The following is a 24,367-nucleotide window of genomic DNA, read 5'->3' as shown; positions in this document are numbered from 1 at the left end:
AGGCAGTTGGCCAGCTTGTGAGCCTCAGGGAGAAATTGCCGCTCCCCTGCGGTATCGGCAGACACACTCATGCACAGTGGGCTCTGCTCCGACAGAGACATGGTCATATGGCACTCGATAGCCGCCGGACTGATGGTCTTGAACCGGCCGGGAAAGTCAGCCGCCAGACGCCGGTGCACCGCGAAGGAGGTGCCATCGTGCAATAACACCTGCTTGAACGCGCCGAGGGAGGCCGCTTTGAGTTGATGGTCGATACGCAAGGCGATGGCCCGTTCGACCAGCGCTTTCATAAACAGGGCAAAGCTCTCTTTACGCAGCTGATTGTGAAACGGTTTGTAAGAAACCTGATGCTCTTTCGTCAGCTGCAAGGCATTGAAATGACGGTGTAAGCTGGCAATGTCATTGACCTGGTCGCCCCCCATGGCCCGCAACAGTGCAGGTACGAGCATGGCAGGGGTAATGGCGCGCTGACGCAGACAAAACTTGCAGAGCCGAGCAATGCGCTCGAGTGCGGCGGGAGCCAGGAGTTGCTCCAGATAGTGATTAGCATTAATAATGGTCATAGGCTTCGCGCGTGTTGATTTTGTTTGGCGATAAAATTAGATCACAAACGAAGCCTTTTTTATATCTATTTCAATTGGTTGGCGCTAAAGATCCTGTACATGTAGCCTGGTTAGGGCCACGCTCGCCTATCTCACGTTCCTGGCACCTCAGGATCAAGATCTTTCGATAGCCGCGCTGGACTTAGTTTTTAATCGTGAATTTAGAGTGTTGACCCCGGCGTTAACTGCACTGAGAAAAGGTGATTACCACAAATTTGAGGATTTTGAGCCGATGCTGATGCTGGAGTCGGTGGCGAGTCATTCTGATGTCATGACACAGATAGCTCCGCCGCCCGCCATGAACCTGATTCAAGGGGAAGTCGAGCTGAGCGACAAACCCGTATCATCGCAGATTGAGGTACAGAAACGTAAAAAACTGGATCAGTTATCGCCGTCAGTATTGTTAGGACAACTCGGCTACAACCTAGATAAGGCGCAGCCGAAATGATCCTCCATCGTTTAGAGTTGCTGCCGGGCGAACATCTGGGAGCCGTGGCTGGTCGAATGCATGTGCTGAGCATCCATGGGACGTTCACCGCTACGGTAAAAGCGCTGGGTCTGGGTAGTCCACCTATTCGCCCCCAACGATTATCTCATGCCGATGACATGGCCCTCGATGCCATTTTTCGGGCGAAGGGGATAGCGCAGCCCTGGCAGACACATGGCTACGGCCATTATCTTACCCCGTTTTTAAGCCTGCCTGAGCAGGGTATGTTGATGTCTGCGTTGACGGGCCACACGCCGCTCCGGTTGAGGGTGACCGGTCAGAACAATGTACAGCATCGATACTGGCGTTGGTGTACAGACTGTATTGCCGAGGATCAGGATACTCAGGGCATGCCCTATTACCACCGCGACCATCAATTGCCAGGGGTGTTTCATTGCCATCGGCATCAACGTGGCCTATCCGGACGCTGTGTTGGCTGTGGTTTTGTAGCCATGGTGTTGTCGGCGCTGCCCATTCCTCCCTATGACAACCTCTGCCCGCACTGCGGCCACTGGATGGGGGGATACGATGGTCATTTTACCGAGCGGATGCGTGAAATCGAGTTGGCATCGCTGGCATTGGCCCAGTCGGGTTGCAGCCTCACTCTGTCAACGCTCACAGGTTATGTGAGAGAGGCTATGGGGATCTCGGGCGAGGCGATGCGCACGGTCAAGAGCATCAAAGCGATCAATGCGTGGTTTCAGCAGATGGACGCGCAGTGTGATCCCCTGGCGCTCACTGCGTATTTCACCAATTCAGAGGGGGACGGTCAGGGATGGCAATTACCTCCTCAGCTGCGTAATGCACGGGGCTACCATGAGCAGTCAGCCCGAGATCCGTTGCACCCCTTGGTCCACCTTCTCATGTTGCAGCATGCAGGCGTCGATCTGATGGGGCTCCTGAGGTCTGAGGGCTGACCTTGTGTTGGGCTCGGTAATCCCGGCGTACATCCCTGGTGAGTCGGCCTACAGTTGGGTCTCGCAGTATTTCGTGCAGTCGGCCTACAGTGACCGCAACCGCGTCTGTGACCGTTTGTTCCATCATCCGGCCATTCGTCTGCATCCGTCATTACCTGGTCATATTGAGGCAACGGCCCAGGCAGCGGGAGTGGATCCACAATACCTGCTGCACCATGGCACGGGTTTCCCGCTTTATGCCCTTACGTTGAGAGACAAGCTGCAAGTCGACACCCTGGCATCTGCGATGTTGGGTGAAGGGCAGGGGCTGATGGCCCTGTCAGGACAAGCGGCCAGCAAGCTGGCTTTTGGCGGTGTCTGCCTGAAATGGTGTCCCGCCTGCTTGCGAGAGGATGAACAGGACGTAGGATGTGGATATTGGCATACGGCGCATCAACTGTACGGGGTCACGGCCTGTACCAAGCATGCGCTGCGATTGCAAACTCTGGCGGCCAGTGCAGGAGGCATTGATCGGCAACTGCTTCTACCGGATCCCGAGATACCCTGTGAACAATCGCGTCCATCTGAACAGGAAATAAACCTTTCTACATATATCACCGCTCTGCATCGGTATCTGTGCGTCCAGTCGCCAACGGAGTCGCTAGCGGAGCTGTACCAGCGATGGCTCGGGCAACAGGGCTATCTGACGGCCCGAGGCCATCTGCGTAGCCAGCCCCTGTTGCAGGCCATGACGGAGTTCTGGCAGGGGTTGTTTGCCGATATAACGCCAATAGTGCCGCCGGGGCTGGCCAACTATCGATACGTCTCGGGGCTGGTGCACGGTGACCGCAGTCACCACTACCTGAAACATGTGATGCTGATGGCGTTTGTGAGTCGCAGCCCAGCGGAGTTCTTCTCCATCGAGGTGCAGCAGGTGTTGCCTGTGCCGCCAGCGCGTGACGCGCAAGCCGTCGAGCGAGCAGTGCTAAGGTGGTTGGCAGAGCCGCTCTCCATGCGTCAGGTCGCCCGCCAGACCGGTTACAGTGTCGGTTATATCAAGCAACTCGCGTTGCGACACAACCACCCCGTCGAACACCGAGCCCAGCGCATCACTGCGGCGGTGGCGCGGGGAATATGGCGGCAGGCGTTCATGGGGGTAAGCCGACAGCAGATCGCCCATTGCCATGGCGTCTCAGTCGGTGCGGTCGAAGCCATCATTCAGAGCCATCAGGGGTTGTCTGATTGGCGGCGGCATCTGGGCAGCGTGCGTAAGCTGCGTGAGCACCGAGATACATTGACGACATACCTGGCACAGCATGTCGATGCCAGTCGCGGTGGCATCGAACAGGCGTGCCGAACGGCATTCAGCTGGCTCTATCGGCATGATCGCTCCTGGCTGTATCAGCAGTTGCCCGCTCCCAAACAGTCTGTCTACCACCCCTCCGTGGATTGGGCACAACGTGACCGGGCACTGGTGGCCCAACTCGAACAGTTGGACGGGGAGGCAAGGTCACTGTCCGCGCTGGAGAGAGCGCTTGGCAGACCGGATTGGCTCAGGAAATACAAAGCTAGATTACCGCTCAGCTATGCGCTGGCTGTGCGACTTGTCGCTGCTTACGCAGCCCAGCATCCCAAACCCTGATGGCCACCGGTGATATCGGCACGGCTGTCAGAGGTCAACACGAGGAGTATTGCCATGAAAGTCGAAGCCATCTTCCCCACCACCCAAGTCGTCGATATTCTCTGCGATGTCTGTGGCAGCAGCACGACAACCACCATTGGTACGCAGGAGTTCGGCACGCTGGCTGCGCGCTGGGGGTATGGTTCGCAGCACGATGGTGAACGATATCAGGTACACCTATGTGAAGGCTGCTTTTTTGGGGCGCTGGCCAACCTGAGACAGGAGCATCGGTTGATGAATATGTTTTCGGATGATTATCAACCCGCAGACCCTGATCAATTTGGGAAAATTGAAGGCAATCGAGAGCTTATCTAACCACGATTTGAGTGGTTGTGTTGATCGGCTCATCAAGTGAGCCGATTGGTCGAGGTGATCGGCTCATCAAATGAGTCGATTGGTCGAGGTCATCGGCTCATCAAGTGAGTCGGTTGGTCGAGGTGATCGGCTCATCAAGTGAGCCGATTGGTCGAGGTGATCGGCTCATCAAATGAGCCGATTGGTCGGGGTGATCGGCTCACCAAATGAGCCTATTGTTGGTGCTTTATGGTCACGTATGAACTGTTAATCAACAGGGGATGCCATGCCTAATCCGGCCGACAAGATCGATAACTGCCTGCGCTCCCATAGGCGTAGTAATCACATCGGCCGGTTTTTCACCACCTAATCCCCACGCAGAGCGGGTGAGCCATCTCATCGTTTTAGCAGTATCTCCCCGGTGTAGGGATATGGCTGCGTCCACTGCTAAGGCTGCCCAGTAAACGCGATCTCCCTGAGCTGTCGATAAGCGATTGCCCCGTTTGATTTGGCGATTCAGTGTGTCTCGGCTAATGCCAATCATCTGGCAAATTGTTCGGGTATTAGACCCCAATAGCTTGCTCAGTTTGACGACGATCTCAGGAGATACACCAGACACTATGTGCTGATGGGCGGCTAGCCAGTTACGTGGTAGACCGAGCGACTCCAGAACAGATAGATTGCTGGTTGGGGGAGATTGCTCTACATGAGTCATCATGAGTCTGCGCCTCCGTCTGGGGGTTGTTGATGGCAGCCCAATGCGAATCATCACTCAGGAGTTCATTGGGTCATCATCTAGTTTGGGGTATTCGTGAGCGGGTGACCACAAGAACGATAAATATATTAAATCCTTTTAAATCAGTCTCTTAAGTTGTTTGTGTCGATTGGGCCCAATTGCATGATTTCGATTAAAAAAGTGTTCATTGGAATTGGTATACTGCATCACTTCAAAATCGGGAGTGATGCATGAATTTCACCTTGTTGTTCGACTGGCTTAAGCACCTTGAGCCCAGCTCTGTCCCTACCATCGTGTTCTGTCTGGTAGTTTTGTTTTCCGCATTTTTTTGTGTGTTTTATCTTGGGCCATCATTTTTGGTGGCGAACAAGTTAAAGCAGGCTAGCAAGGGATTAGAAATACAGCATGAACTACCTGCTTCTGAAAAATTAGAACAGGCTACAGCCATGTTTGCTGAGCCCAAATATCGGGCCATGAATCATGCATGGAAAGAATACGCTGACACTCTGCACAGACAGAGTGAATTGGTTGAGGGAGAGAGTCGATTAGTTGCTGTGCGAGCAACCTCCCTATCTGCCACTTTCTTCTCAGTGCCTAGTATTGTAGAGACGCCTCTCCGCACCGAGGTTTTCAAACACCTGCCAGGTGTACTGACAGGGTTAGGTATCGTAGGCACCTTCCTGGGTTTGATGTCGGGTTTGATGCATTTTGATGTGTCGGATCCTGCCAAGGTTACCGAAAGTGTCTCTCGCTTGCTCAATGACGTGCTTTTTGCTTTTGTTGGGTCTTCGATCGCAATCTTTGCATCCATCGTAGTGACTGGATTGGAAAAATGGCGTTGGGGACGTTGCCTCCAGTTACTGGAAAAGTTGACCGAGTCCATTGATGAACTCTTCAAGGGTGGTGTGGGTGAGGAATATTTAGCTGACTTGGTTAAGGCCAGCAATGAAAGTGCAGTTAATGCACGACAACTGAAAGACAGCTTGGTCAGTGATCTACGCACCATGATGCAAAATCTGGTTGATACCCAGGTTCAGGAAAATCTCAAACTGGCCAATACCCTCTCAACCTCTTATCAAGAGGTTGGCACATCTTTGGCTACCCAGATCGGTCGCTCCATCGAAGATAGTCTTAAAGATCCCTTGGAAAAAATTGCTGGTTCAGTGAAGCAGGCAAGTGGCGATCAGTCAGGCCAAGTTCAGCATCTATTGACGGATGTACTGAGTGCCTTCATGAGCAAACTAGATGCATCTTTCGGTCAACAGTTCAGCGGTTTGCATGAAATGCTCGGTCAGTCAGTAACTGCAATGCAGTCCATGCAGCAAGGCTTTGTGGCATTGGTGGACGATATGCGGCGAGCTGGCGAGTCCTCTTCTCAGCAAAGTGCCACAGTCATCGCGCAACTGCTTACAGACATGCAGGCTGGTCAAGCCAGTATGCAGAATGGCATGAACGAGATGTTGTCAAAAATGCAGGCGGCGGTAGAGCGAATGGGAAGCTCGGGCGAGGATGCCAGTGAACGCATAGCTCACCAATTGGAGAGATTGTTTGCCGAGAGTGAGGCCCGTCAGCAACAGATAGCCGAACACCTGAATAGCTTTATTGAACAGAGCCAGCGGAGTATTGGCCAAGGGCAAGAAGAGGTCATGACCAACATGTCCACAAACTTGACTCAGCTGGGCTCACAACTTAATCAGATGTTCCAGACCTTTAACGCTAACCAAGAAGGAATGGATGCACAGCATCGCTTGGCACAGGCGGATATCAGGAATACAACTGAAACGGTTATTGGTGGGTTGGATAAGCAGCTTAGAGAGACGCTGCAATTGGTCGAGCAGCAGCGCAAAGAGGCACAGGAAGTCATTGACCTTCTTGGCTTGCAAACTAGAGAGCACTTGCAGCAAATGGCACAAGGGGCAGACAAGATGCGCCTTGCTGCGGATCGATTCGACACCGCGGGCAGCAGTGTGGTGCAAGCGGGTGAGACCACTGCCAAAGTATTGGGGTCGGTGCAGCAAGTCGGTGGAGAGCTGGCGGTAGCTTCCCGTGAGCTCACAACCATTATTGGTGAATACCGCAATCATCGAGAGTCTGCGGCCAAAGTTTTGGCCACCATCGAGTCCGTAGTCGCCGGAGCGCAGAGCGAACAAAGCCAGCGAGCACAACTAATTAACGATCTCAGGCAACACGGTGAGCGGATGCGTGACCTTAATCGTGAGGCCACAGAATATTTGGACCAGATTGGCAATGCCCTAGCGAAAGGGTTCAATGAGTTTGCCGATGGGTTGAATCGTAATCTGGTCAAGACCATGGGAAGTCTCGATAGTGAGCTAGACAAAGCGGTGAAGGGGCTTGCTGGTGGTATCGTTGATATGAAGGAAGGAATTGAGGATCTTTCCGAGTTGTTTGAGTCTATCAAGGTGCGGCGCTAAGGGGCTAACTTATGTTCGGGATGAAAGGCGCTCCGGCCTCGCGTCGCAACGATGAGGCGGAAAAGCCGTTTTGGATATCTTATGCCGATCTGATGACTGCCATGATGGTGTTGTTCTTGGTTGTCATGGTTGCTTCACTTGCGTCTGTGACCCAGCGTATTCGCGAAGTTGAGGCTGGAGAAAAGCAAAGAGGGCAGGATATTGCCCGTATCTGTCAAAGCTTGGAGATACTGGCGCGAAAGAAGAGCAACATCATTAAAGTTGACTGTCGTGACAACCGGATTAGCTTTGGGGAGGCCGGTCGCTTTGGTCACAACCAATATTTTCTAGACCCACAGGGTCAGCAGGCATTGCAGGACGTGGTGCCGTTGATCCTGGATGTTACCGATAGCCCAGAGGGGCAACGTTGGATGAAACAGGTGGTGGTTGAAGGTTTTACCGATACGGATGGTTCTTACCTCTATAACCTCCACTTGTCGCTACAGCGTTCCGAGTGGGTAATGTGTGCACTGCTTGACGGACGGAGCCAGTTGCAGCAATCCCTTTCTGCCGAACACCAGCAGCAGATCCGTAGCCTGTTTTTGGCTGGCGGTGTTTCTTTTAACAATGCCAAGGACAGCAAAGAGGCAAGTCGTCGAGTGGAGCTGCGCATGCAGTTTTATGGGCTCAAGGAAGACAAGCAGCAGGCGGCGGAGAGCGCACCTCAGTTTTCTGGTCTGATGACGGCTGAACGTTGTCAGTTGGAGATGCGCTGATGGTGGATGCAATTTCCCGTCTTACGGCGATCTTGGAGTCCAGTGTGGAGCGGGTCAATGGTCGCTATCAGGAGAGGACTCTGCATTCCTTTTCGGCTTTGAAGCGAGCTAGATCTGAGGTTGAGGCTAGGTTTGACCAAGCGGAGGCAGCTCCAGAACCACCGAAGGAGAAGCGTCATGCCGCTCTGGCGGCCTTCCTACGTAATGAACCGCTCACCCGGCGGCAGTGGCGGTTGGTATATGCAGGGCTTGTTGACTGCGTTGAAGCAGGCAAGCAGTTGCTAGATGATGAAAAGGTCTTTCCACGAGTGAGTAGGCATGTATCTGCTCACATCGATAGCCGTGAGTTGGTTCGCCGGGATTGGACTGCTCTCTGCTTCAGCTATTTTGGCTATGAGGCAATAGAGCCTGAGAAGAGCCAAAACTGGCAACAACTGCGCACTTATATCCGGGATGGTTATCGTGTACTACGGAATCCGGAGAAGCTTAAAGCTTGGATGCGGGTAGTTGATGAGCATCAAGAACTTTTTCAGAGTGAAGCAGGTTTACGGTTAGGACAGCAGGTATTTGAGGGGACAGTAACAGATCTTACTCAGCTACAGACTCTTGCCCAAATCCCAGCAGAAAGTTGGCTTTGGCATCAAGTTATCGCGGTCGTGCAGAAAAAAATTGCCGAACTTGATGAAGCTACGTTTTTAGACCGGTTATCAGAGTTGTTAGCGCTGATGGCTATCAATAATCGGCGTTATTCCGACGAGATCATGGCTGCTTGTCTCACTCGATATCATGGTTGTAGCTGTCATGTGCAGCCACAAGCCAACTTGATACAAGCTGGTCTGGAGATCTGGGGGAACCCCCAGTTGAAATCCGATCAAAATCGCTGGCGTCACCATGTGGATAAACCGGTATGTGACATGGTGGGGGCATGGCTTGCCAAGCAGGATTTACAGCACTTTTTTAGTTTGCTGAAAGGTGAAGGCGAGGTTGATCAGGCGCGTCTCTTCTATTGGCTCCGTTTTGCCGATCAGATGAGTTATACCCGTATCGTGATGGGACGTGATGCTCAATTAAACCGAGATGGAGAGTTTGTCCGTTTTCGTGATCAAAATAAGGGCCGCCTAGGAGATTTATCTGGGGGCTCGCCAGCTGATAACGCAGTAATCATGCAGATTGGCGATTACATCTTTGTCGAGTTTTCGCACACAGGAAACGCCTGTTATGTATATCGAGCTAACTCCTGCGGATTTAATCCTGATGCCAGTACATTGCACTTAACTCATGATTTGAAACAAAAAAACCTCGCGAAGGGGCGTTGGATACATGTTCCCAAACCATTAAAGCCCGATGCGATGGAGGGGTGGCAGCAAAAATATGATGATGAGTTACGGTTGCTTGGTATTGTTCCAAACCCACAGGGAGCCAATCAATTATGGAATCGTGTAGTTAAACCAAAAATTGTCAAACCAAGCGTTCCATCATTTCAAGCTCCCCTTGGCAACAATTCTGAATCAAAGAGCCAAGTTGTGAACACACCTGCTGATCGGACCGTTGTGATTCATTCAGGCGGTAAGGGGAAAGTTGATTTTGCTCTGTTGCTCGAACAGTTAGGCGAAAACCTGCGACATTATACGGATCATCGTGAAAAGGGCGGTGCTTTCCATATAGAGATCAAGCAGCGCAATACAGATGACATTTTGCTTCTGAGGCGCAATGGTTTTGTGGTCAAAACTGGCAGCCCGTTTATGTTTTGGAAAAAATGATGCTTGGACGTTGGTTTAGCAAATTTGGGAAAAATAAGCATGATCCGGTTGATCTCAGCCCATGTTGGCAGGCGGATGAGAGAGGGATCGTGTTTGCCGAACGTATACAGAGCGAGCCTGAGCGATGGGCCTTGGTTGCCTATCTGGAGCAGCTTGCCGAGGAGGAGTACGTTGCGGTGCTTAGCGACCGCTGGCTCCTGACATGGCGTGATATGTATCGATTAATGGCCGACGCCGATCATGAAAGTAGTCTGGCGTTGTTGTCGCTGCCTCACTGTACTGATCTACGCCCCAAATTGGAATGCAGAGGCAGCTTGGTCGATCCTCAGTTCACCGTTGCGATTACTCACTGGAGTGATGAAGTAACGGGAGAACATGTCGAGTTAAAACGTCAGGGGGCGTTGGTAACAACGAAGAAGGGACAACGTCTACTGAACGAAGCCAGCTGGCAGCTCTGTGAGTCTCTGCGTGACCTTGCTCGTTGTCAGAGGGATGAGCCGGGTGAGGCGACCAACTATGAAGGGTGGGCCGTTATTCGCAGTGTTGCCAAAGCGGCTAATGCCGACATGGATGGTTTTCTTGCCAAGACAGTGGTAGTTAAACCTCAGCGACTGGCTTTGCGACCACGTAAGGCAGAGATCGACTCTTGTCCTGTCATTGAGGTTGGCGTTGATTTTCCTGAACAACCAGTTGGGTTCCTTTCCTCATTTGATGCTACCCAACGGGTACAGGACAGATACCGTATCACGCAACCAGATGGCACCATCGCTCATGTGTTGATAGAGCCTGAGATCAAGCAAGTACTCGAAGCCATCAAGGCGATACCGGGGAGAAGGGTGGCTGGGGATTCGGCGTTGTCCCTGTTGCGCAATCCCTATGCCCTGCTGGGAGAAGTGACCAGCGTGGTACTCGATCCAGAGCAGCACGAGCAATCGCTTGTCGATGCGGGGATCTATTTTCATCATTTTCGTCTGGAACCTAAATGCGAGGCCGAAAGTGGGAAGATCGCCACCGTATTGCTGCATCTCTCCCCTATAAGCCGAGAGCCACTCCCTGATGAAACACTGAGTTTCAATTCACCTGGAATATTTGCGCCTTTTGTACAGGAGCTGCGCTTTAAGCTGGCTGCTGGTATGAGCGCAGGTTTCTGGCAGGGTTTTGAGCTGGAGTTAGGCGACTTTGACGAGCAGCAATTGTTGGACATCGAAAAGTTGCTAGATCGCTGGCAACGAGAGGTGTCCGGAGAGTTGTTCGATTCTTTGTTTGAACTCTCTCGCTATGGTGATCGCATTATCGGTCTCGGCGAGGTAGTGCCAGTATCATCTCCTTTCCTGACCCGAACAACCGGTCAGGATTGGCTTTCGAGCGAATCGAATGGAATTGAGGAGTCAGTGGGTGATGTTGTCGCACAGATCAATTTTGACGATGCAGCGGCGCTGGATGAGTTATCAAAGCGTATTGACGAGGCGTTTGCAGAGGGAGCAGGGCATCTTTGTTTGCCAGGATCTGAGCAACCCGTGCCATTGCGCTTGGCTGAGCAGATACAAAAGGAATGGCGAAAGCAGATCCGGAGCGAAGAGCCAACAGTTCAAGAATCCATGAGGAAAAACAGCATTGGTTTGCTGGTGGAAGAAAATATCGACGAGGTGGGTTATGCCAAGTGGCGACAAGATGCGATTCAACAGGCGCGTCTTTCCTCCCCGTCATTACCGGAGAGGCTTAAGCCAGAAATCTCGCTGCGTGAGCACCAATTACACGGTGTGGCATGGTTACAGCATCTGTTCGAGCTGTCACCAGAACATGTATCGGGTTGCCTCTTAGCTGATGACATGGGTTTAGGAAAAACGATCCAATTGCTTACCTTTGTGGTTGATTATCTGGAACGTCAACCAAGTGGTGATCCTGTACTTATCGTAGCCCCGGTTTCGTTATTGGATAACTGGGAAGCAGAATTGCGAAAATTCTTCTATGCCGATGACATTGCAGTCATGCGGCTCTACGGTGATGCTCTATCAGAGGCAAAGTTTCGCAGCTATGAAATCCCAGAATCATTGCGTCAGCAGGGTGTAACAAATCTGTTGCGTCCCGGTTGGTTACAGGAGGCTCGTATCGTGTTAACCACATACGAGACGCTGCGTTCCCAAGAGATCTCCTTGGGTCGTCAGTCATGGGCCATGGTGATCTGTGATGAAGCCCAAAAAATCAAAAATCCAGCAGCTATGGTGACTAGGGCTATTAAAGCCATGAAGTCCAGGTTTCGCATTGCTTGTACTGGTACTCCAGTAGAAAACACCTTGATCGATCTCTGGAGCCTGTTTGATTTTGTCCAGCCAGGTTTGCTTGGGGCCTTAAACCAGTTTGGTCGTGAATACCAAAAACCAATTGAAGAGGGGGAGTGCAAGGATCTAGAAGCTCTGGCTCGATTACGTTCCTTGATTGAGCCCCAGACCTTGCGGCGGACCAAGCAGGATGTGGCTAAGGATTTGCCTTCCAAGATAGAAGATCGCACTTGCCGCAATCTGACCATGGTTAGTCGGCAGCGTTCCCTCTATAACCAGCAGATTGGTGAATATCGACAGCGACAATTGGTGCAGGAGGCCGCAGGGAGTAAAGAGAGTTTCATCCTTCCTGTGTTGCATAAACTCAAGCTGGTCTGTGCTCACCCCTATTGTGTGGAGCCTGACCTTTGGTTACGTGAACATTCCCCTAAGATGAGGTGGCTGCTAGAACAACTGGATAACATCCGTTGCAGCGGGGATAAAGTTATCATCTTCACCGAACTACGGGATGTTCAGCGTGAAGTACAGCACGCGGTTAAGGTCCGTTTCGATATATCCCCAACAATCATTAATGGGGACACCAGTACAAGTAGCGATAGCCTGAATAGTCGCCAACGTCTGATTGATCGTTTCCAGGCAGTGTCCGGCTTTAATGTGATTATTCTTTCCACCGTGGCGGTGGGGTTTGGTGTCAATGTGCAGGGAGCAAACCATGTGATCCATTTCACCCGGTGCTGGAATCCGGCCAAAGAAGATCAGGCGACCGATCGAGCATACCGTATCGGCCAGACCAAGGATGTATTTGTCTATTATCCAACTATACGCGATGCTGACATTCAGACCTTCGAGGCAACGCTCGATGATTTACTGGACCAGCGTAGATCGTTAGCGAGCGATATGTTGCAGGGGAAAAATGACTTACAACTGTCGGAGTTTGATGGTGTGCTTAACAAATGATGTCATTACAAGGGGAGCTGCTAGGCTGACTTCCCGTGGTGTCATATACCTACAGCCACACCTTTCAACACCAGCATGTAGCCTCTCTGCTAACTGCGGACAAATGACATGCGTCTGCCTGCCACTGCTCATAAGAGGTAATTAGCTGTTTTGTAATTTAGTTACATGGTCACTATCATGGCAAACAGAGCTTGGTTTCCAACTTCAATGTCCTGCTTGTTCGTTGAGCAGGCGGAGGATTGCTATTGAGTTTCCAACTTAAATGTCACATGTGGTGTCGCTAAGTTACTGAATCGTTTGATCTGCTAGTTTCCAACTTAAATGGTTATGATCACGTGCTGATCACGGCCATTTAAGTTGGAAACTCAAAGGCCCTGCAACAGCAGGGCCTTTTAATTTTGTGCGGTGTCTAGGGAAGTGGGGGCGATTCAGTTTTATAAATCAATGCAGCTTGAATAGAATCAACTGAGGGCGATTCACTCAGCTTTTACGGTGCCAAAATAGCGTTCTCCTATGTTATAATTGCGCGCTATTTTTGACTGAAGATTGACTGGGCATGTTGGATCAGATTCGTATCGTTTTGGTAAACACCTCTCATACCGGCAACATGGGGTCTGCGGCGCGTGCCATGAAGACCATGGGGTTGACCCAACTGGTTCTGGTTGATCCGCAAGCCTTGCCGGATGAAAATGCCTTCGCCCTGGCGGCAGGTGCCAGCGATGTGCTTGCCAATGCCCGTATCGTCCCGACGCTGGACGACGCGATCGCCGATTGTGGTCTGGTGATTGGCACCAGCGCCCGCTCCCGCACCCTGAGCTGGCCCATGCTTGATCCCCGTGAAGCCGGCGAGAAGTCGGTGGTTGAGGGGATGCAGCACCCGGTTGCGCTGGTGTTTGGCCGTGAACGCACCGGTCTCACCAACGACGAGCTGCAAAAGTGCCACTACCACGTGGCCATTCCGGCCAATCCCGATTACAGCTCCCTCAATCTGGCCATGGCGGTGCAGACCCTCTGCTACGAAGTGCGGATGCGCTGGCTGCAGGGGCAGGCCGCCGAGCCTGAAGATGAGATGGCCTATCCGAGTGCCGCCCAGCTGGAAGGGTTCTATCAGCACCTGGAACAAACCCTGATGAAGACCGGTTTTATTGCCGATGACCATCCGGGTCATGTGATGAGCAAGTTGCGTCGCTTGTTCAATCGGGCACGGCCGGAAGCGGCAGAGCTCAACATTCTGCGCGGGATTTTGACCTCGGTGCAGAAAGCGCGCGTACCGGATTAATCCGACTGATTTACTCAACCATATACTTGACTGATTTGGTCGGGTATGTGACCATGTGCCCCATTAAATTGCTTCGCAAGACGGTAAGGCACATGAGACTGACTTCAAAAGGACGTTACGCTGTAACCGCCATGCTCGACGTGGCGCTGCATGCAGAGCAGGGGCCCGTCCCCCTTGCCGATATTTCCGAGCGCCAGGGCATTTCGTTGTCCTATCTCGAGCAGCTCTTTGCCCGCCTGCGCAAACATGGTTTGGTGAGCAGTGTGCGTGGCCCGGGTGGTGGTTATCGCCTTGGCTTGGCGCCGGACGAGATTTCGGTCGGTCAGGTGATCACCGCGGTCGATGAGTCGGTCGATGCCACCAAGTGTCTCGGCAAGGGCGGTTGCCACGGCGGTACCCAGTGCCTGACGCACTCCCTATGGCGTGATCTGAGCGAGCGGATTTCCAGCTTCCTCGGGGATATCACCCTGGCCGAGCTGGTACGCCAGGCCGATGTGCGCCGGATTGCCGGCAAGCAAGATGAACAAATGAAGACCGTGTTGTCCCTGGTTGAACGGGCAGAACACGGCGATGTGAGCTTGAAAGTCCAACTATAAACGTGCTTTCCACAGCGGGATTCTGTATGACCCGGACTGTGACGGAGAAAAACATGAAACTGCCTATTTACCTTGATTATTCGGCAACCTGTCCGGTGGACCCGCGTGTCGCAGAAAAAATGATGCAGTGTCTCACCATGGATGGCCTGTTCGGCAATCCGGCTTCCCGTTCTCACCGTTTTGGCTGGCAGGCCGAAGAGGCGGTGGATCTGGCCCGTAATCAAGTGGCAGAGCTGATTGGTGCCGATCCCCGCGAGATCGTTTTCACCTCCGGTGCGACCGAATCCAATAACCTGGCCATCAAGGGTGTTGCCCACTTCTATGCCAGCAAGGGCAAGCACCTCATCACCTCCAAGACCGAGCATAAAGCGGTACTCGATACCTGCCGTCAGCTGGAGCGTGAAGGGTTCGAAGTGACCTACCTCGAGCCTATGCCCAATGGTCTGTTTACGCTCGAGATGATCGAGAATGCCATGCGTGATGACACCATTCTGGTGAGCCTGATGCATGTGAACAACGAAATTGGCGTGATCCAGGATATCAAAGGGCTGGGCGAACTGTGCCGCTCCCGCAAGATCCTGCTGCACGTGGATGCAGCCCAGAGCGTAGGCAAGGTAGAGATCGACGTCGAAGCGATGAAGATTGACCTGCTCTCTCTCTCTGCCCACAAAATTTATGGTCCGAAAGGGATCGGTGCGCTCTACGTGCGTCGCAAACCGCGCGTGCGTATCGAAGCCCAGATGCACGGTGGTGGTCACGAGCGCGGCATGCGTTCCGGCACACTGCCGACTCACCAGATCGTCGGTATGGGCGAAGCCTTCCGCATCGCTAAGGAAGAGATGGTCAGCGAAGGCAAGCGTGTCATGGCACTGCGTCAGCGTCTGTGGGATGGCCTCAAGGATATCGAAGCCGTTTACCTCAACGGTGATCTTGAGCATCGCGTCTGCGGCAACCTCAACGTCAGCTTTGCCTATGTGGAAGGGGAATCCCTCATCATGGCGCTGAAAGATTTGGCGGTCTCTTCCGGCTCGGCCTGTACCTCTGCCAGCCTGGAACCCTCCTATGTGCTGCGCGCACTGGGTCTGAACGACGAGCTGGCACACAGCTCCATCCGTTTCAGCATCGGTCGCTTTACCACCGAGGAAGAGATTGACTACGCGGTCAAGCTTATTCGTGACTCCATCGGTCGTCTGCGCGAGATGTCCCCCCTGTGGGAGATGTACAAAGACGGCGTCGATCTGAACACGGTCGAATGGGCTCATCACTGATCCACCGGGTCAGTGAGCAACAGAATTAGCAGGAGTGAGATATGGCTTACAGTGAAAAAGTAATCGACCACTACGAGAATCCTCGCAACGTCGGTGGTTTCGACAAGAATGATCCCAGCATCGCGACCGGCATGGTCGGTGCGCCTGCTTGTGGCGACGTGATGAAGCTGCAATTGAAGATCAGCGACGAAGGCATCATCGAAGATGCCAAGTTCAAGACCTACGGCTGCGGTTCTGCCATCGCCTCCAGCTCCCTGGTGACCGAATGGGTCAAGGGCAAGACCCTGGACGAAGCGGCTGGCATCAAGAACACCGATATCGCCGAAGAGCTGGCCCTGCCACCGGTGAAGATCCACTGCTCCATTCTGGCTGAGGACGCCATCAAGGCCGCCATCGCCGATTACAAGCAGAAGAAAGGTCTCTAAGCGCCGGAGAGCAGTATGGCTATTACCATGACAGATGCCGCCGCGGCACGGGTTTCCTCTTTTCTGGCTAACCGGGGCAAGGGCATTGGCCTGCGCCTCGGCGTCAAGACCACCGGCTGCTCCGGTCTGGCCTACGTGCTTGAGTTCGTTGATGAACTGACCGATGAAGATCAGGTGTTCGAGCAGCAGGGCGTCAAGATTATTGTTGATGCCAAGAGCCTGATCCATCTGGATGGCACCGAGCTGGATTTCGTCAAGGAGGGCCTCAACGAGGGCTTCCAGTTCAATAACCCCAACGCCAAAGGCGAGTGTGGTTGCGGCGAAAGCTTCAGTGTCTGAGTTTTTTGACGTCAATGATCCTTCGTCTGTGGTTGAGCGGGTCGCCCATGATCCGTTCAACCACATCTCATTTGCCAAGGGCGAGTGAGGTTGTGGCGAACGTTTCCAAGAGGTTTGCATGAATCATTTCGAGCTGTTTGGGCTGGTTGAAGGCTTCGAGCTCGATACCCGTCAGTTGGCTGATACCTACCGCCAGCTGCAAACCCAATTCCATCCTGATCGTTTTGCCACCGCCCCCGAACGGGAGCTGCTGGCTGCGGTGCAACGTGCCGCCCAGATCAACGAAGCATTCACCACCCTCAAGGCGCCGCTGCGCCGTGCCGAATATCTGCTCTCCCTGCGTGGCACCGATATCCGTGGTGAACAGCAGACCCTGCAAGATACCGCGTTTCTGATGCAGCAGCTGGAGTGGCGCGAGCGTCTGGCCGATCTGAAAGATGACGCCGACCCTGAGCGCGCCATCAAGGATTTTCGCAGCGAGATCAGGCATGATCACCAGATGTTGATGCAGCAGCTGACCGAGTCTCTTGCCGCCGGTAAAGATCTCGTTGCCGCTGATTGCGTTCGCAAACTCAAGTTTGTCGACAAGCTCCTCGAAGAGCTGGAACGATTCGAAGACTCGCTTCTCGAGTCTTGATCCTTTAACGCTGGAAGTTTCATTACCCATGGCATTACTGCAAATCGCCGAACCCGGCCAGAGCGCTGTACCTCATCAGCACAAACGTGCGGTCGGCATCGATCTCGGCACCACCAACTCTCTCGTCGCTGCGGTTCGCAGCGGTCACGCCGATACCCTTTGCGATGAGCAAGGGCGCGACCTGCTCCCGTCGGTGGTGCACTATCAAAGCGACGCCATTCGAGTCGGGATTGATGCCAAGCGCGAAGCGGCACTCGATCCACACAACACCATCGTCTCGGTCAAACGGATGATGGGCAAGGCGCTGGCCGATATCGATACCCGCCAGCAGCCTTACCAGTTCGTTGCCGCCGACAATGGCATGCCGCAACTGCAAACCCGTCAGGGGCTGGTCAATCCGGTGCAGGTCTCGGCCGAAATTCTCAAAAAGCTGGCCGAGCGTGGCGCCGCCTCGCTGGGTGGCGATCTCGACGGCGTGGTCATTACCGTGCCCGCCTATTTCGACGATGCCCAGCGTCAGGGCACCAAGGACGCGGCCCGTCTGGCCGGTCTGCACGTGCTGCGGCTGCTCAATGAGCCGACCGCAGCCGCGATTGCCTATGGCCTCGACACCGGTCAGGAAGGGGTGATTGCGGTTTACGATCTGGGGGGCGGTACCTTCGATATCTCCATCCTGCGGCTGCACCGCGGCGTCTTTGAAGTGATGGCTACCGGCGGTGATTCGGCCCTCGGCGGCGATGACTTCGATCACCTGCTGGCGGACTGGATCAAGGAACAGGCGGGCCTATCCGGCGATCTGGATGCCCATCTGCAGCGCGAGCTGCTGGATGTGGCTGCTGCCGTCAAACACGGCTTGACCGATACCGACAGCGTTCCCTGCACCTTTGCTGGCTGGCAGGGTTGCGTGACCCGCAGCCAGTTTGATGAGCTCATTACCCCGCTGGTGAAACGGACCTTGCTGGCTTGCCGCCGCGCCCTGCGCGATGCGGGCCTTGAGCAGGTGGAAGTGCTGGAAGTGGTGATGGTCGGTGGCTCCACCCGGGTGCCGCTGGTGCGCGAACTGGTGGGCGAGTTCTTCCAGCGCACGCCGCTGACCAGTATCGATCCGGACAAAGTGGTCGCCATTGGCGCCGCCATCCAGGCCGATATTCTGGTGGGCAACAAGCCCGATGCCGAGATGCTGCTGCTGGACGTTATCCCCCTGTCGCTGGGTCTGGAGACCATGGGGGGCCTCGCCGAGAAGGTGATCCCGCGCAACACCACCATTCCGGTGGCCCGCGCCCAGGAGTTCACCACCTTCAAGGATGGTCAGACCGCCATGGCCATTCACGTGGTACAGGGTGAGCGCGAGTTGGTGGCCGATTGCCGCTCCCTGGCCCGCTTTACCCTGACCGGTATTCCGCCGATGGCTGCCGGCGCCGCCCATATTCGCGTCACCTTCCAGGTGGATGCGGATGGTCTGCTCTCGGTTAGCGCCATGGAGAAATCCTCCGGCGTGCAGGCCGAGATCCAGGTCAAGCCCTCTTACGGGCTGGCGGAGCAGGATATCCTCACCATGCTGAGTGCCTCCATCGAGAACGCCCAGCAGGATATGGATGCCCGCATGCTGGCCGAGCAGCAGGTTGAAGCCGACCGGGTGGTCGAGAGTCTCAATGCGGCGCTGGCCGCCGATGGCGATGCCCTGCTGAACGCAGCCGAGCGAGCCGAGATTGATGCCGCCATCGCCCATCTGCTGACCATGCGCAACGCAGGCTCAACCAATCAAATCAAAGAAGCCATTGAGGCGGCAGATGCTGTCAGTGGCGAGTTTGCAGCCCGCCGAATGGATGCCTCCATTCGCAAGGTGCTGACCGGACAAAACGTCAACAAGGTGTAATATGCCAAAACTGATCATTCTTCCTCATCCCGTACTCTGTCCGGATGGCGCCGCCCTCGAGGGGCAAAGTGGTGAGACCATTCTGGATGTGGCGCTGCGCAACGGTATCGAGATCGAGCACGCCTGCGAGAAATCCTGTGCCTGCACTACCTGCCATTGTGTGGTGCGCGAGGGCTTTGACTCTCTCGAGCCAAGCGACGAGCTGGAAGACGATATGCTGGACAAGGCGTGGGGACTGGAGCCGGAATCGCGCCTCAGCTGCCAGGCAAAACTGGCGGACGAGGATCTGGTGGTGGAACTGCCCAAGTACACCCTGAACCTTGCCTCAGAGCGCCATTAATTACACATGAGTGAATTGCACGTGCAGCATCCTGTGGTGCTTCGGTGATATGGTGGAAGGCCGTGACCCTCGGGGGCACGGCCTTTTTTGTATTCGTTATTCTCGCTTTGCCAATAAGCTCTTTCCCATAAAGAGTGCTTATAAATAGTGCCAGTAAAAAGGAAGCAAACACGATGGCTGACATGATGAAGGTAGCGTTATCCACCCAGGCTGCGGCCGCCCATTGGGGCGAGGGCGCCCAGCTCAGTTTCAATGGCGACGAGGCACTGATCCATCTCGGTGCAGCCGGTCAGGAGAAGGATGTTCTGCGCACCGTTCAGCGCGCCGCCCGTCGCCTCGAATCGAGCGGGATCAAGCGGGTGACGCTGGCCGGTGAGGAGTGGGATCTGGAGCGTCGCTATGCGTTCGCCCAGGGGTTCTACGCCGCGAAGGGTGCGCGTGAACTGGATTTCGGCCAGCAGCGCGATGCGGACGCCCGTGAACTGGATGCGCTGCTCAAGGCGGCCCGCTGGGTACGTGACATCACCAATGGCTGTCCAGAAGAGATCTACCCCATGAGTCTGGCGGAATCGGCCCTGTTGCTTATTCGTGGTCTGGCTGGGGATCAGGTTACTGCCCGCATCACCGCCGGTGAAGCGCTGCGCGAGTCCGGCCATATCGGGATCTGGTCGGTCGGCCGTGGCAGCGAGCGCGAGCCGGTGCTGCTGGAGCTTGACTACAACCCGACCGGTGATCGCCATGCGCCCGTGGTGGCGGCGCTGGTGGGCAAGGGGATCACTTTTGATTCCGGTGGCTACTCCATGAAGTCCTCTGACAACATGCTGCCGATGAAGTCCGACATGGGCGGTGCAGCCATGGTCACCGGCGCGCTGGCGCTGGCCATCAGCCGTGGTTTGAACCAGCGGGTGAAGCTCATTCTCTGCTGCGCCGAGAACCTGGTCTCCGGCCACGCCTTCAAGCTGGGCGACATCCTCACCTACAAGAATGGGGTTTCGGTCGAGATCCAGAACACCGATGCGGAAGGTCGTCTGGTGCTGGCCGATGGCCTGATGGCAGCCTCCGACAGTGGCGCGACTTATATCCTTGACGCTGCCACCCTGACCGGCGCCGCCAAGATGGCGCTGGGCCGCGATTACAATGCGGTGTTTTCCCTCGATGAGACCGAACAGCAGCGCGCGCTGGCCGCCGCCAAGGTTGAAAATGAGCTGGCATGGGCACTGCCGCTGGAGCCCTGGCATGCCAGCCAGCTCACCTCGGCTTTTGCCGATCTGGGCAATGTTGCTTCAGCAGAGGGCACGGCCGGTGCCACCACGGCTGCTGCGTTCCTCTCCCGCTTCGTGCGCGATGAGGGCAAAGGCTGGGTACACCTGGATCTGGCTGCTTCTTATCAAAAATCGGGCAACGATCTCTGGGCAACTGGCGCCAAGGGTCACGGTCTGCGCACCATCGCACGCTGGCTGCAGGAGGTAACCGCATGAATGTCTGGTTAAGTCGTGAATTTGCACCGGCCGAGTGGGGGGAGGGGGCGCTGCTCTCTCACCGCGCCGACGGCATGGTGATCCATCTGGTGACGGCCAATCCGCTACTCGATATCCAGCAGGCGGCGCGCCGGCTCTGCCTGCAGGGGATCCAGAAAGTGACGCTGGCTGGCCACTGGGAGCGCGAGCAGCAGTGGGCCTTTGCCCAGGGTCTGCAAACCCCCAAGGCGGAGGTGCAACTGCAGTGGGCCATGTCCTCGGAAGAGGACAGAGAGGAGCTGGAGGCGCGTTGGCTCTGTGGCCGCTGGGTGCGCGAGATGACCAATGCCACCCCGGAGCTGCTGGGCCCGCTGGAGCTGGCAGTGGAAGCCGCATCCTTTATTACCGAGCTGGCGCCGGACAAGGTGAGCCATCGCATTTTGAAAGGCGAAGCGCTGCAACAGGCCGGTTGGGTTGGCCTCTATCAGGTGGGCCGCGGCAGTGCGCGCGAACCGGTATTGCTGGAGCTCGACTTCAACCCGGGGCGCGATCCCAAGGCGCCGGTGGCAGCGGCGCTGGTGGGCAAGGGGATCACCTTTGACTCCGGCGGCTACTCCATGAAGAGCTCCGAGGGGATGCTCACCATGAAGTGCGACATGGGGGGGGCGGCGATTGTGACCGGTGCGCTGGCGCTGGCCATGCTGCGCGGGCTCGACAAGCGGGTGAAGTTGATCCTCTGCTGCGCCGAGAACCTGGTCTCCGGTCACGCCTACAAGCTGGGGGATATCCTCACTTACAAGAACGGCACCACGGTCGAGATTGTGAATACCGACGCCGAAGGGCGGCTGGTGCTGGCCGATGGCCTGCAACTGGCGAGCGAGTCCGGCGCGCCGCTGATCATCGATGCCGCCACCCTGACCGGCGCTGCCGTGATGGCGCTGGGGGGGCGCTACAATGCCCTGTTTGGCCTCGACAAGGGATTGGTGAGCCGGGCCATGACCTATGCCGATGCAGAGCAGGAGCCGGCCTGGCCGCTGCCGCTGGAGCCCTGGCACCGCCAGCAGTGCCCCTCCCATTACGCCGACACGGCCAACAGCCGTCCGGTGAAGGGTGGCGGGCCGGGTGGCGCTTCCAACGCGGCGGGCTTCCTCTCCCGTTTCGTTGCCAACGAAGGGATGGGGTGGCTGCATATCGATCTGGCGGCCTGCTTCAGTGACAATGGCGATGCTCTCTGGGCGCCGGGGGCCAATACTTTGGGGATGCGCACCATTGCGCGGGCCCTGCTGGCGGAAGCCAAATAGACGAGACAAGGCACCTTCGGGTGCCTTCTTTCATGCTGTTCGAATAGTGAGCAAAAGATGGTTTTTTGGCGGCTTAAGGTCACTATCGTGCGCAAGCGCACATATTTTCCGGCTCTGCTCGGTCAAGATGAGCGTGGATGTTGATTGCAAGGGAGTGATGTTTAATAAAAAGTTGCTTGTTTGTGTGTTTTTCCGGTTTTTGTTTACGTATAATCGCCAGCGAACATGGATTCTAACAATAAATCTCTGTAGTTAAGGAAAGATATCAATGGCCATCGAACGTACCTTCTCTATCGTCAAACCGGATGCTGTCAGCAAGAATCTGATCGGCGAGATCTACCACCGCATGGAAAGCGCTGGCCTGACCATCGTTGCCGCCAAAATGCTGCGTCTGACCAGCGAACAGGCCGCCGGCTTCTACGCCGAACATCAAGGCCGTCCTTTCTATGATGCACTGGTGACCTTTATGACCTCCGGTCCGGTCATGGTGCAGGTGCTGGAAGGGGAAAATGCCGTTCAGCGTTACCGTGATCTGATGGGGCTGACCAATCCCGAGCAAGCCCTGGCCGGTACCCTGCGTGCCTGCTTCGGCGAGAGCATCGACCGCAACGCGGTGCATGGTGCCGACAGCTTTGCTTCTGCCCAGCGTGAAATCGCTTACTTCTTCAGCGAAAACGAGCTCTGCTCCCGCGACTAATCTCGCGACTGATACCTGCAAGGGAGCTTCGGCTCCCTTTGTTGTTTTCGCCGTTTACGCAATATCCCTCTATTCTCCAGGTGGAAAGCCAGACCCATTATTTGTACAATGCCGCCCCCTGACGTCGTCAGCCAATAATTGATGAAGTGTTTGAACTGAGGCCATTGATGAGCGAAACAAAAATCAACCTGCTGGATCTTGATCGGGATGCCATGCGTGCCTTTTTCGTCGAACTGGGCGAGAAGCCATTCCGGGCAGATCAGGTAATGAAGTGGATCTATCACTTTGGGTGTGATGATTTCGATCAGATGACCAACGTCAACAAGGTGCTCAAAGAGCGCCTCAAGGCGATCGCCGAGATCAAGGCGCCCGAGATCAGCCGCGAACAGCGTTCTGCCGATGGCACCATCAAGTGGGCCCTGCAGGTGGGTGATCAGGAAGTCGAGACCGTCTATATCCCGGAAGATGACCGCGCGACCCTTTGCGTCTCCTCTCAAGTCGGCTGTGCGCTGGAGTGCAAGTTCTGCTCTACCGCCCAGCAAGGCTTTAACCGTAACCTGAAAGTCTCCGAGATCATCGGTCAGGTGTGGCGTGCTGCCCGCGTGGTTGGTGGCAAACGCCCCATCACCAACGTGGTGATGATGGGGATGGGCGAGCCGCTGCTCAACCTCGCCAACGTGGTGCCCGCCATGCGTCTGATGATGGATGACTACGGTTTTGGTATCTCCAAGCGCCGGGTGACCATCTCCACCTCTGGCGTGGTACCTGCGCTGGACAAGCTGGGCGACCAGATCGACGTGGCGCTGGCTATCTCTCTGCACGCCCCGAATGACAAGCTGCGCTCCGAGATCATGCCGATCAACGACAAGTACAACATCGAGGAGTTCCTCGCCGGTGTCCGTCGTTACCTCGAGAAGTCCAACGCCAACGGTGGTCGAGTGACCGTCGAGTATGTGCTGCTCGATCATATCAATGACGATATGCAGCATGCTCACGAGCTGGCCAAGGTACTCAAGGATACCCCGAGCAAGATCAACCTGATCCCGTTCAACCCCTTCCCGGGCAACCCTTACGGCAAACCGAGCAACAGCCGTATCGATCGCTTCTCCAAGGTGCTGATGGAGTACGGTTTCACCGTGATCGTCCGCAAGACCCGTGGCGATGACATCGACGCCGCCTGTGGTCAGCTGGTGGGCGACGTAATTGACCGTACCAAGCGAACTATCAAAAATCGGATGCAACAGGATGGGATTTCCGTCAAAATGGTTTAAAT

At 55.0% G+C, this 24,367-nt stretch carries 21 protein-coding genes and 1 pseudogene; 20 read left to right on the top strand and 2 right to left on the bottom strand.

Annotated elements, in window-relative coordinates; translation table 11 throughout:
• Positions 1-563, bottom strand: a pseudogene (locus tag OKC40_RS05390) (IS4-like element ISAeme3 family transposase); the annotation flags it as partial.
• Between the two features lie 205 nt (positions 564-768).
• Here OKC40_RS05390 and OKC40_RS05385 point away from each other — a divergent pair.
• Genes OKC40_RS05385 through OKC40_RS05370 form a run of 4 tightly spaced genes read left to right on the top strand, consistent with a single transcriptional unit; the run spans position 769 to position 3,981 of the window.
• Positions 769-1,050, top strand: a complete 282-nt coding sequence (locus OKC40_RS05385) for a hypothetical protein (RefSeq protein WP_270794414.1) — start codon at positions 769-771, stop codon at positions 1,048-1,050.
• The gene (locus tag OKC40_RS05380) at positions 1,047-2,006 is read left to right on the top strand and encodes a TniQ family protein (RefSeq protein ID WP_024946122.1); all 960 of its coding nucleotides are present in this window, start codon (positions 1,047-1,049) and stop codon (positions 2,004-2,006) included. Before OKC40_RS05385 ends, OKC40_RS05380 begins: the two co-directional genes overlap by 4 nt.
• A gap of 4 nt (positions 2,007-2,010) precedes the next feature.
• Positions 2,011-3,627, top strand: a complete 1,617-nt coding sequence (locus OKC40_RS05375) for a TnsD family Tn7-like transposition protein (protein WP_042862987.1) — start codon at positions 2,011-2,013, stop codon at positions 3,625-3,627.
• A gap of 54 nt (positions 3,628-3,681) precedes the next feature.
• Positions 3,682-3,981: a hypothetical protein gene (locus OKC40_RS05370; protein WP_024946124.1), complete on the top strand. Its 300-nt coding sequence runs from the start codon at positions 3,682-3,684 to the stop codon at positions 3,979-3,981.
• A 250-nt stretch (positions 3,982-4,231) separates the two neighbouring features.
• Here OKC40_RS05370 and OKC40_RS05365 read toward each other — a convergent pair whose 3' ends face one another.
• Complete coding sequence (locus tag OKC40_RS05365) at positions 4,232-4,675, bottom strand: antitoxin Xre/MbcA/ParS toxin-binding domain-containing protein (RefSeq protein ID WP_080630556.1); 444 nt, start codon at positions 4,673-4,675, stop codon at positions 4,232-4,234.
• Positions 4,676-4,926: 251 nt separating this feature from the next.
• On the opposite strand from OKC40_RS05365, the gene zorA1 reads away from it, so the two are divergent.
• From zorA1 to OKC40_RS05285, 16 genes are all read left to right on the top strand, one after another.
• Positions 4,927-7,128: a type I Zorya anti-phage system protein ZorA1 gene (gene zorA1, locus OKC40_RS05360; protein ID WP_159143535.1), complete on the top strand. Its 2,202-nt coding sequence runs from the start codon at positions 4,927-4,929 to the stop codon at positions 7,126-7,128.
• 11 nt (positions 7,129-7,139) lie between these two features.
• A complete protein-coding gene (gene zorB1 / locus OKC40_RS05355) occupies positions 7,140-7,883 on the top strand; it encodes a type I Zorya anti-phage system protein ZorB1 (RefSeq protein ID WP_024946483.1) in 744 nt (247 codons plus the stop codon).
• Positions 7,883-9,643, top strand: coding sequence for a type I Zorya anti-phage system protein ZorC (gene zorC / locus OKC40_RS05350; RefSeq protein WP_041999544.1), 1,761 nt, complete (start codon positions 7,883-7,885; stop codon positions 9,641-9,643). Before zorB1 ends, zorC begins: the two co-directional genes overlap by 1 nt.
• Positions 9,640-12,879 carry a type I Zorya anti-phage system protein ZorD gene (zorD, locus tag OKC40_RS05345; protein ID WP_201296179.1) on the top strand — a complete coding sequence of 1,080 codons (3,240 nt, stop codon included), beginning with the start codon at positions 9,640-9,642 and terminating at the stop codon, positions 12,877-12,879. Before zorC ends, zorD begins: the two co-directional genes overlap by 4 nt.
• Before the next feature lie 556 nt (positions 12,880-13,435).
• On the top strand, positions 13,436-14,158 hold the full coding sequence (trmJ, locus tag OKC40_RS05340) for a tRNA (cytosine(32)/uridine(32)-2'-O)-methyltransferase TrmJ (protein WP_270794413.1): 723 nt from the start codon (positions 13,436-13,438) through the stop codon (positions 14,156-14,158).
• A gap of 92 nt (positions 14,159-14,250) precedes the next feature.
• A complete protein-coding gene (gene iscR, locus OKC40_RS05335; protein WP_042063444.1) occupies positions 14,251-14,754 on the top strand; it encodes a Fe-S cluster assembly transcriptional regulator IscR in 504 nt (167 codons plus the stop codon).
• Positions 14,755-14,807: 53 nt separating this feature from the next.
• Complete coding sequence (locus OKC40_RS05330; protein WP_270794412.1) at positions 14,808-16,022, top strand: IscS subfamily cysteine desulfurase; 1,215 nt, start codon at positions 14,808-14,810, stop codon at positions 16,020-16,022.
• Positions 16,023-16,063: 41 nt separating this feature from the next.
• Positions 16,064-16,447 carry a Fe-S cluster assembly scaffold IscU gene (gene iscU, locus OKC40_RS05325; protein ID WP_040094674.1) on the top strand — a complete coding sequence of 128 codons (384 nt, stop codon included), beginning with the start codon at positions 16,064-16,066 and terminating at the stop codon, positions 16,445-16,447.
• Between the two features lie 15 nt (positions 16,448-16,462).
• Positions 16,463-16,786, top strand: coding sequence for an iron-sulfur cluster assembly protein IscA (iscA, locus tag OKC40_RS05320; protein ID WP_005333812.1), 324 nt, complete (start codon positions 16,463-16,465; stop codon positions 16,784-16,786).
• 118 nt (positions 16,787-16,904) lie between these two features.
• A complete protein-coding gene (gene hscB / locus OKC40_RS05315) occupies positions 16,905-17,423 on the top strand; it encodes a co-chaperone HscB (protein WP_270794410.1) in 519 nt (172 codons plus the stop codon).
• Between the two features lie 28 nt (positions 17,424-17,451).
• Positions 17,452-19,299, top strand: coding sequence for a Fe-S protein assembly chaperone HscA (hscA, locus tag OKC40_RS05310; RefSeq protein ID WP_270794408.1), 1,848 nt, complete (start codon positions 17,452-17,454; stop codon positions 19,297-19,299).
• 1 nt (position 19,300) lies between these two features.
• On the top strand, positions 19,301-19,639 hold the full coding sequence (gene fdx, locus OKC40_RS05305) for an ISC system 2Fe-2S type ferredoxin (RefSeq protein ID WP_005333808.1): 339 nt from the start codon (positions 19,301-19,303) through the stop codon (positions 19,637-19,639).
• 173 nt (positions 19,640-19,812) lie between these two features.
• Entirely contained in the window at positions 19,813-21,117 is a 1,305-nt protein-coding gene (gene pepB / locus OKC40_RS05300) for an aminopeptidase PepB (RefSeq protein ID WP_182937701.1), read from the top strand.
• Positions 21,114-22,397: an aminopeptidase PepB gene (gene pepB / locus OKC40_RS05295; RefSeq protein WP_182937700.1), complete on the top strand. Its 1,284-nt coding sequence runs from the start codon at positions 21,114-21,116 to the stop codon at positions 22,395-22,397. Before pepB (OKC40_RS05300) ends, pepB (OKC40_RS05295) begins: the two co-directional genes overlap by 4 nt.
• Before the next feature lie 268 nt (positions 22,398-22,665).
• On the top strand, positions 22,666-23,094 hold the full coding sequence (gene ndk, locus OKC40_RS05290; protein ID WP_033136074.1) for a nucleoside-diphosphate kinase: 429 nt from the start codon (positions 22,666-22,668) through the stop codon (positions 23,092-23,094).
• Positions 23,095-23,261: 167 nt separating this feature from the next.
• Positions 23,262-24,365 carry a bifunctional tRNA (adenosine(37)-C2)-methyltransferase TrmG/ribosomal RNA large subunit methyltransferase RlmN gene (locus tag OKC40_RS05285; protein WP_033136073.1) on the top strand — a complete coding sequence of 368 codons (1,104 nt, stop codon included), beginning with the start codon at positions 23,262-23,264 and terminating at the stop codon, positions 24,363-24,365.
• The last annotated feature ends 2 nt before the right edge of the window (positions 24,366-24,367 follow it).

It is taken from the genome of Aeromonas sp. QDB11 (assembly GCF_027705265.1).
Taxonomy (GTDB): domain Bacteria; phylum Pseudomonadota; class Gammaproteobacteria; order Enterobacterales; family Aeromonadaceae; genus Aeromonas; species Aeromonas allosaccharophila.
This window is presented reverse-complemented; position numbering and strand designations above follow the sequence as displayed.

Excerpts from the sequence above, each read along its gene's own strand:
- hscB (WP_270794410.1), top strand. The coding sequence starts at position 16,905 with ATGAATCATTTCGAGCTGTTTGGGCTGGTTGAAGGCTTCGAGCTCGAT.
- hscA (WP_270794408.1), top strand. The coding sequence starts at position 17,452 with ATGGCATTACTGCAAATCGCCGAACCCGGCCAGAGCGCTGTACCTCAT.
- ndk (WP_033136074.1), top strand. The coding sequence starts at position 22,666 with ATGGCCATCGAACGTACCTTCTCTATCGTCAAACCGGATGCTGTCAGC.
- fdx (WP_005333808.1), top strand. The coding sequence starts at position 19,301 with ATGCCAAAACTGATCATTCTTCCTCATCCCGTACTCTGTCCGGATGGC.
- pepB (WP_182937701.1), top strand. The coding sequence starts at position 19,813 with ATGGCTGACATGATGAAGGTAGCGTTATCCACCCAGGCTGCGGCCGCC.
- zorD (WP_201296179.1), top strand. The coding sequence starts at position 9,640 with ATGATGCTTGGACGTTGGTTTAGCAAATTTGGGAAAAATAAGCATGAT.
- iscA (WP_005333812.1), top strand. The coding sequence starts at position 16,463 with ATGGCTATTACCATGACAGATGCCGCCGCGGCACGGGTTTCCTCTTTT.
- OKC40_RS05370 (WP_024946124.1), top strand. The coding sequence starts at position 3,682 with ATGAAAGTCGAAGCCATCTTCCCCACCACCCAAGTCGTCGATATTCTC.
- OKC40_RS05365 (WP_080630556.1), bottom strand. The coding sequence starts at position 4,675 with ATGACTCATGTAGAGCAATCTCCCCCAACCAGCAATCTATCTGTTCTG.
- zorA1 (WP_159143535.1), top strand. The coding sequence starts at position 4,927 with ATGAATTTCACCTTGTTGTTCGACTGGCTTAAGCACCTTGAGCCCAGC.
- OKC40_RS05380 (WP_024946122.1), top strand. The coding sequence starts at position 1,047 with ATGATCCTCCATCGTTTAGAGTTGCTGCCGGGCGAACATCTGGGAGCC.
- OKC40_RS05285 (WP_033136073.1), top strand. The coding sequence starts at position 23,262 with ATGAGCGAAACAAAAATCAACCTGCTGGATCTTGATCGGGATGCCATG.
- iscR (WP_042063444.1), top strand. The coding sequence starts at position 14,251 with ATGAGACTGACTTCAAAAGGACGTTACGCTGTAACCGCCATGCTCGAC.
- pepB (WP_182937700.1), top strand. The coding sequence starts at position 21,114 with ATGAATGTCTGGTTAAGTCGTGAATTTGCACCGGCCGAGTGGGGGGAG.
- zorC (WP_041999544.1), top strand. The coding sequence starts at position 7,883 with ATGGTGGATGCAATTTCCCGTCTTACGGCGATCTTGGAGTCCAGTGTG.
- iscU (WP_040094674.1), top strand. The coding sequence starts at position 16,064 with ATGGCTTACAGTGAAAAAGTAATCGACCACTACGAGAATCCTCGCAAC.
- zorB1 (WP_024946483.1), top strand. The coding sequence starts at position 7,140 with ATGTTCGGGATGAAAGGCGCTCCGGCCTCGCGTCGCAACGATGAGGCG.
- trmJ (WP_270794413.1), top strand. The coding sequence starts at position 13,436 with ATGTTGGATCAGATTCGTATCGTTTTGGTAAACACCTCTCATACCGGC.
- OKC40_RS05330 (WP_270794412.1), top strand. The coding sequence starts at position 14,808 with ATGAAACTGCCTATTTACCTTGATTATTCGGCAACCTGTCCGGTGGAC.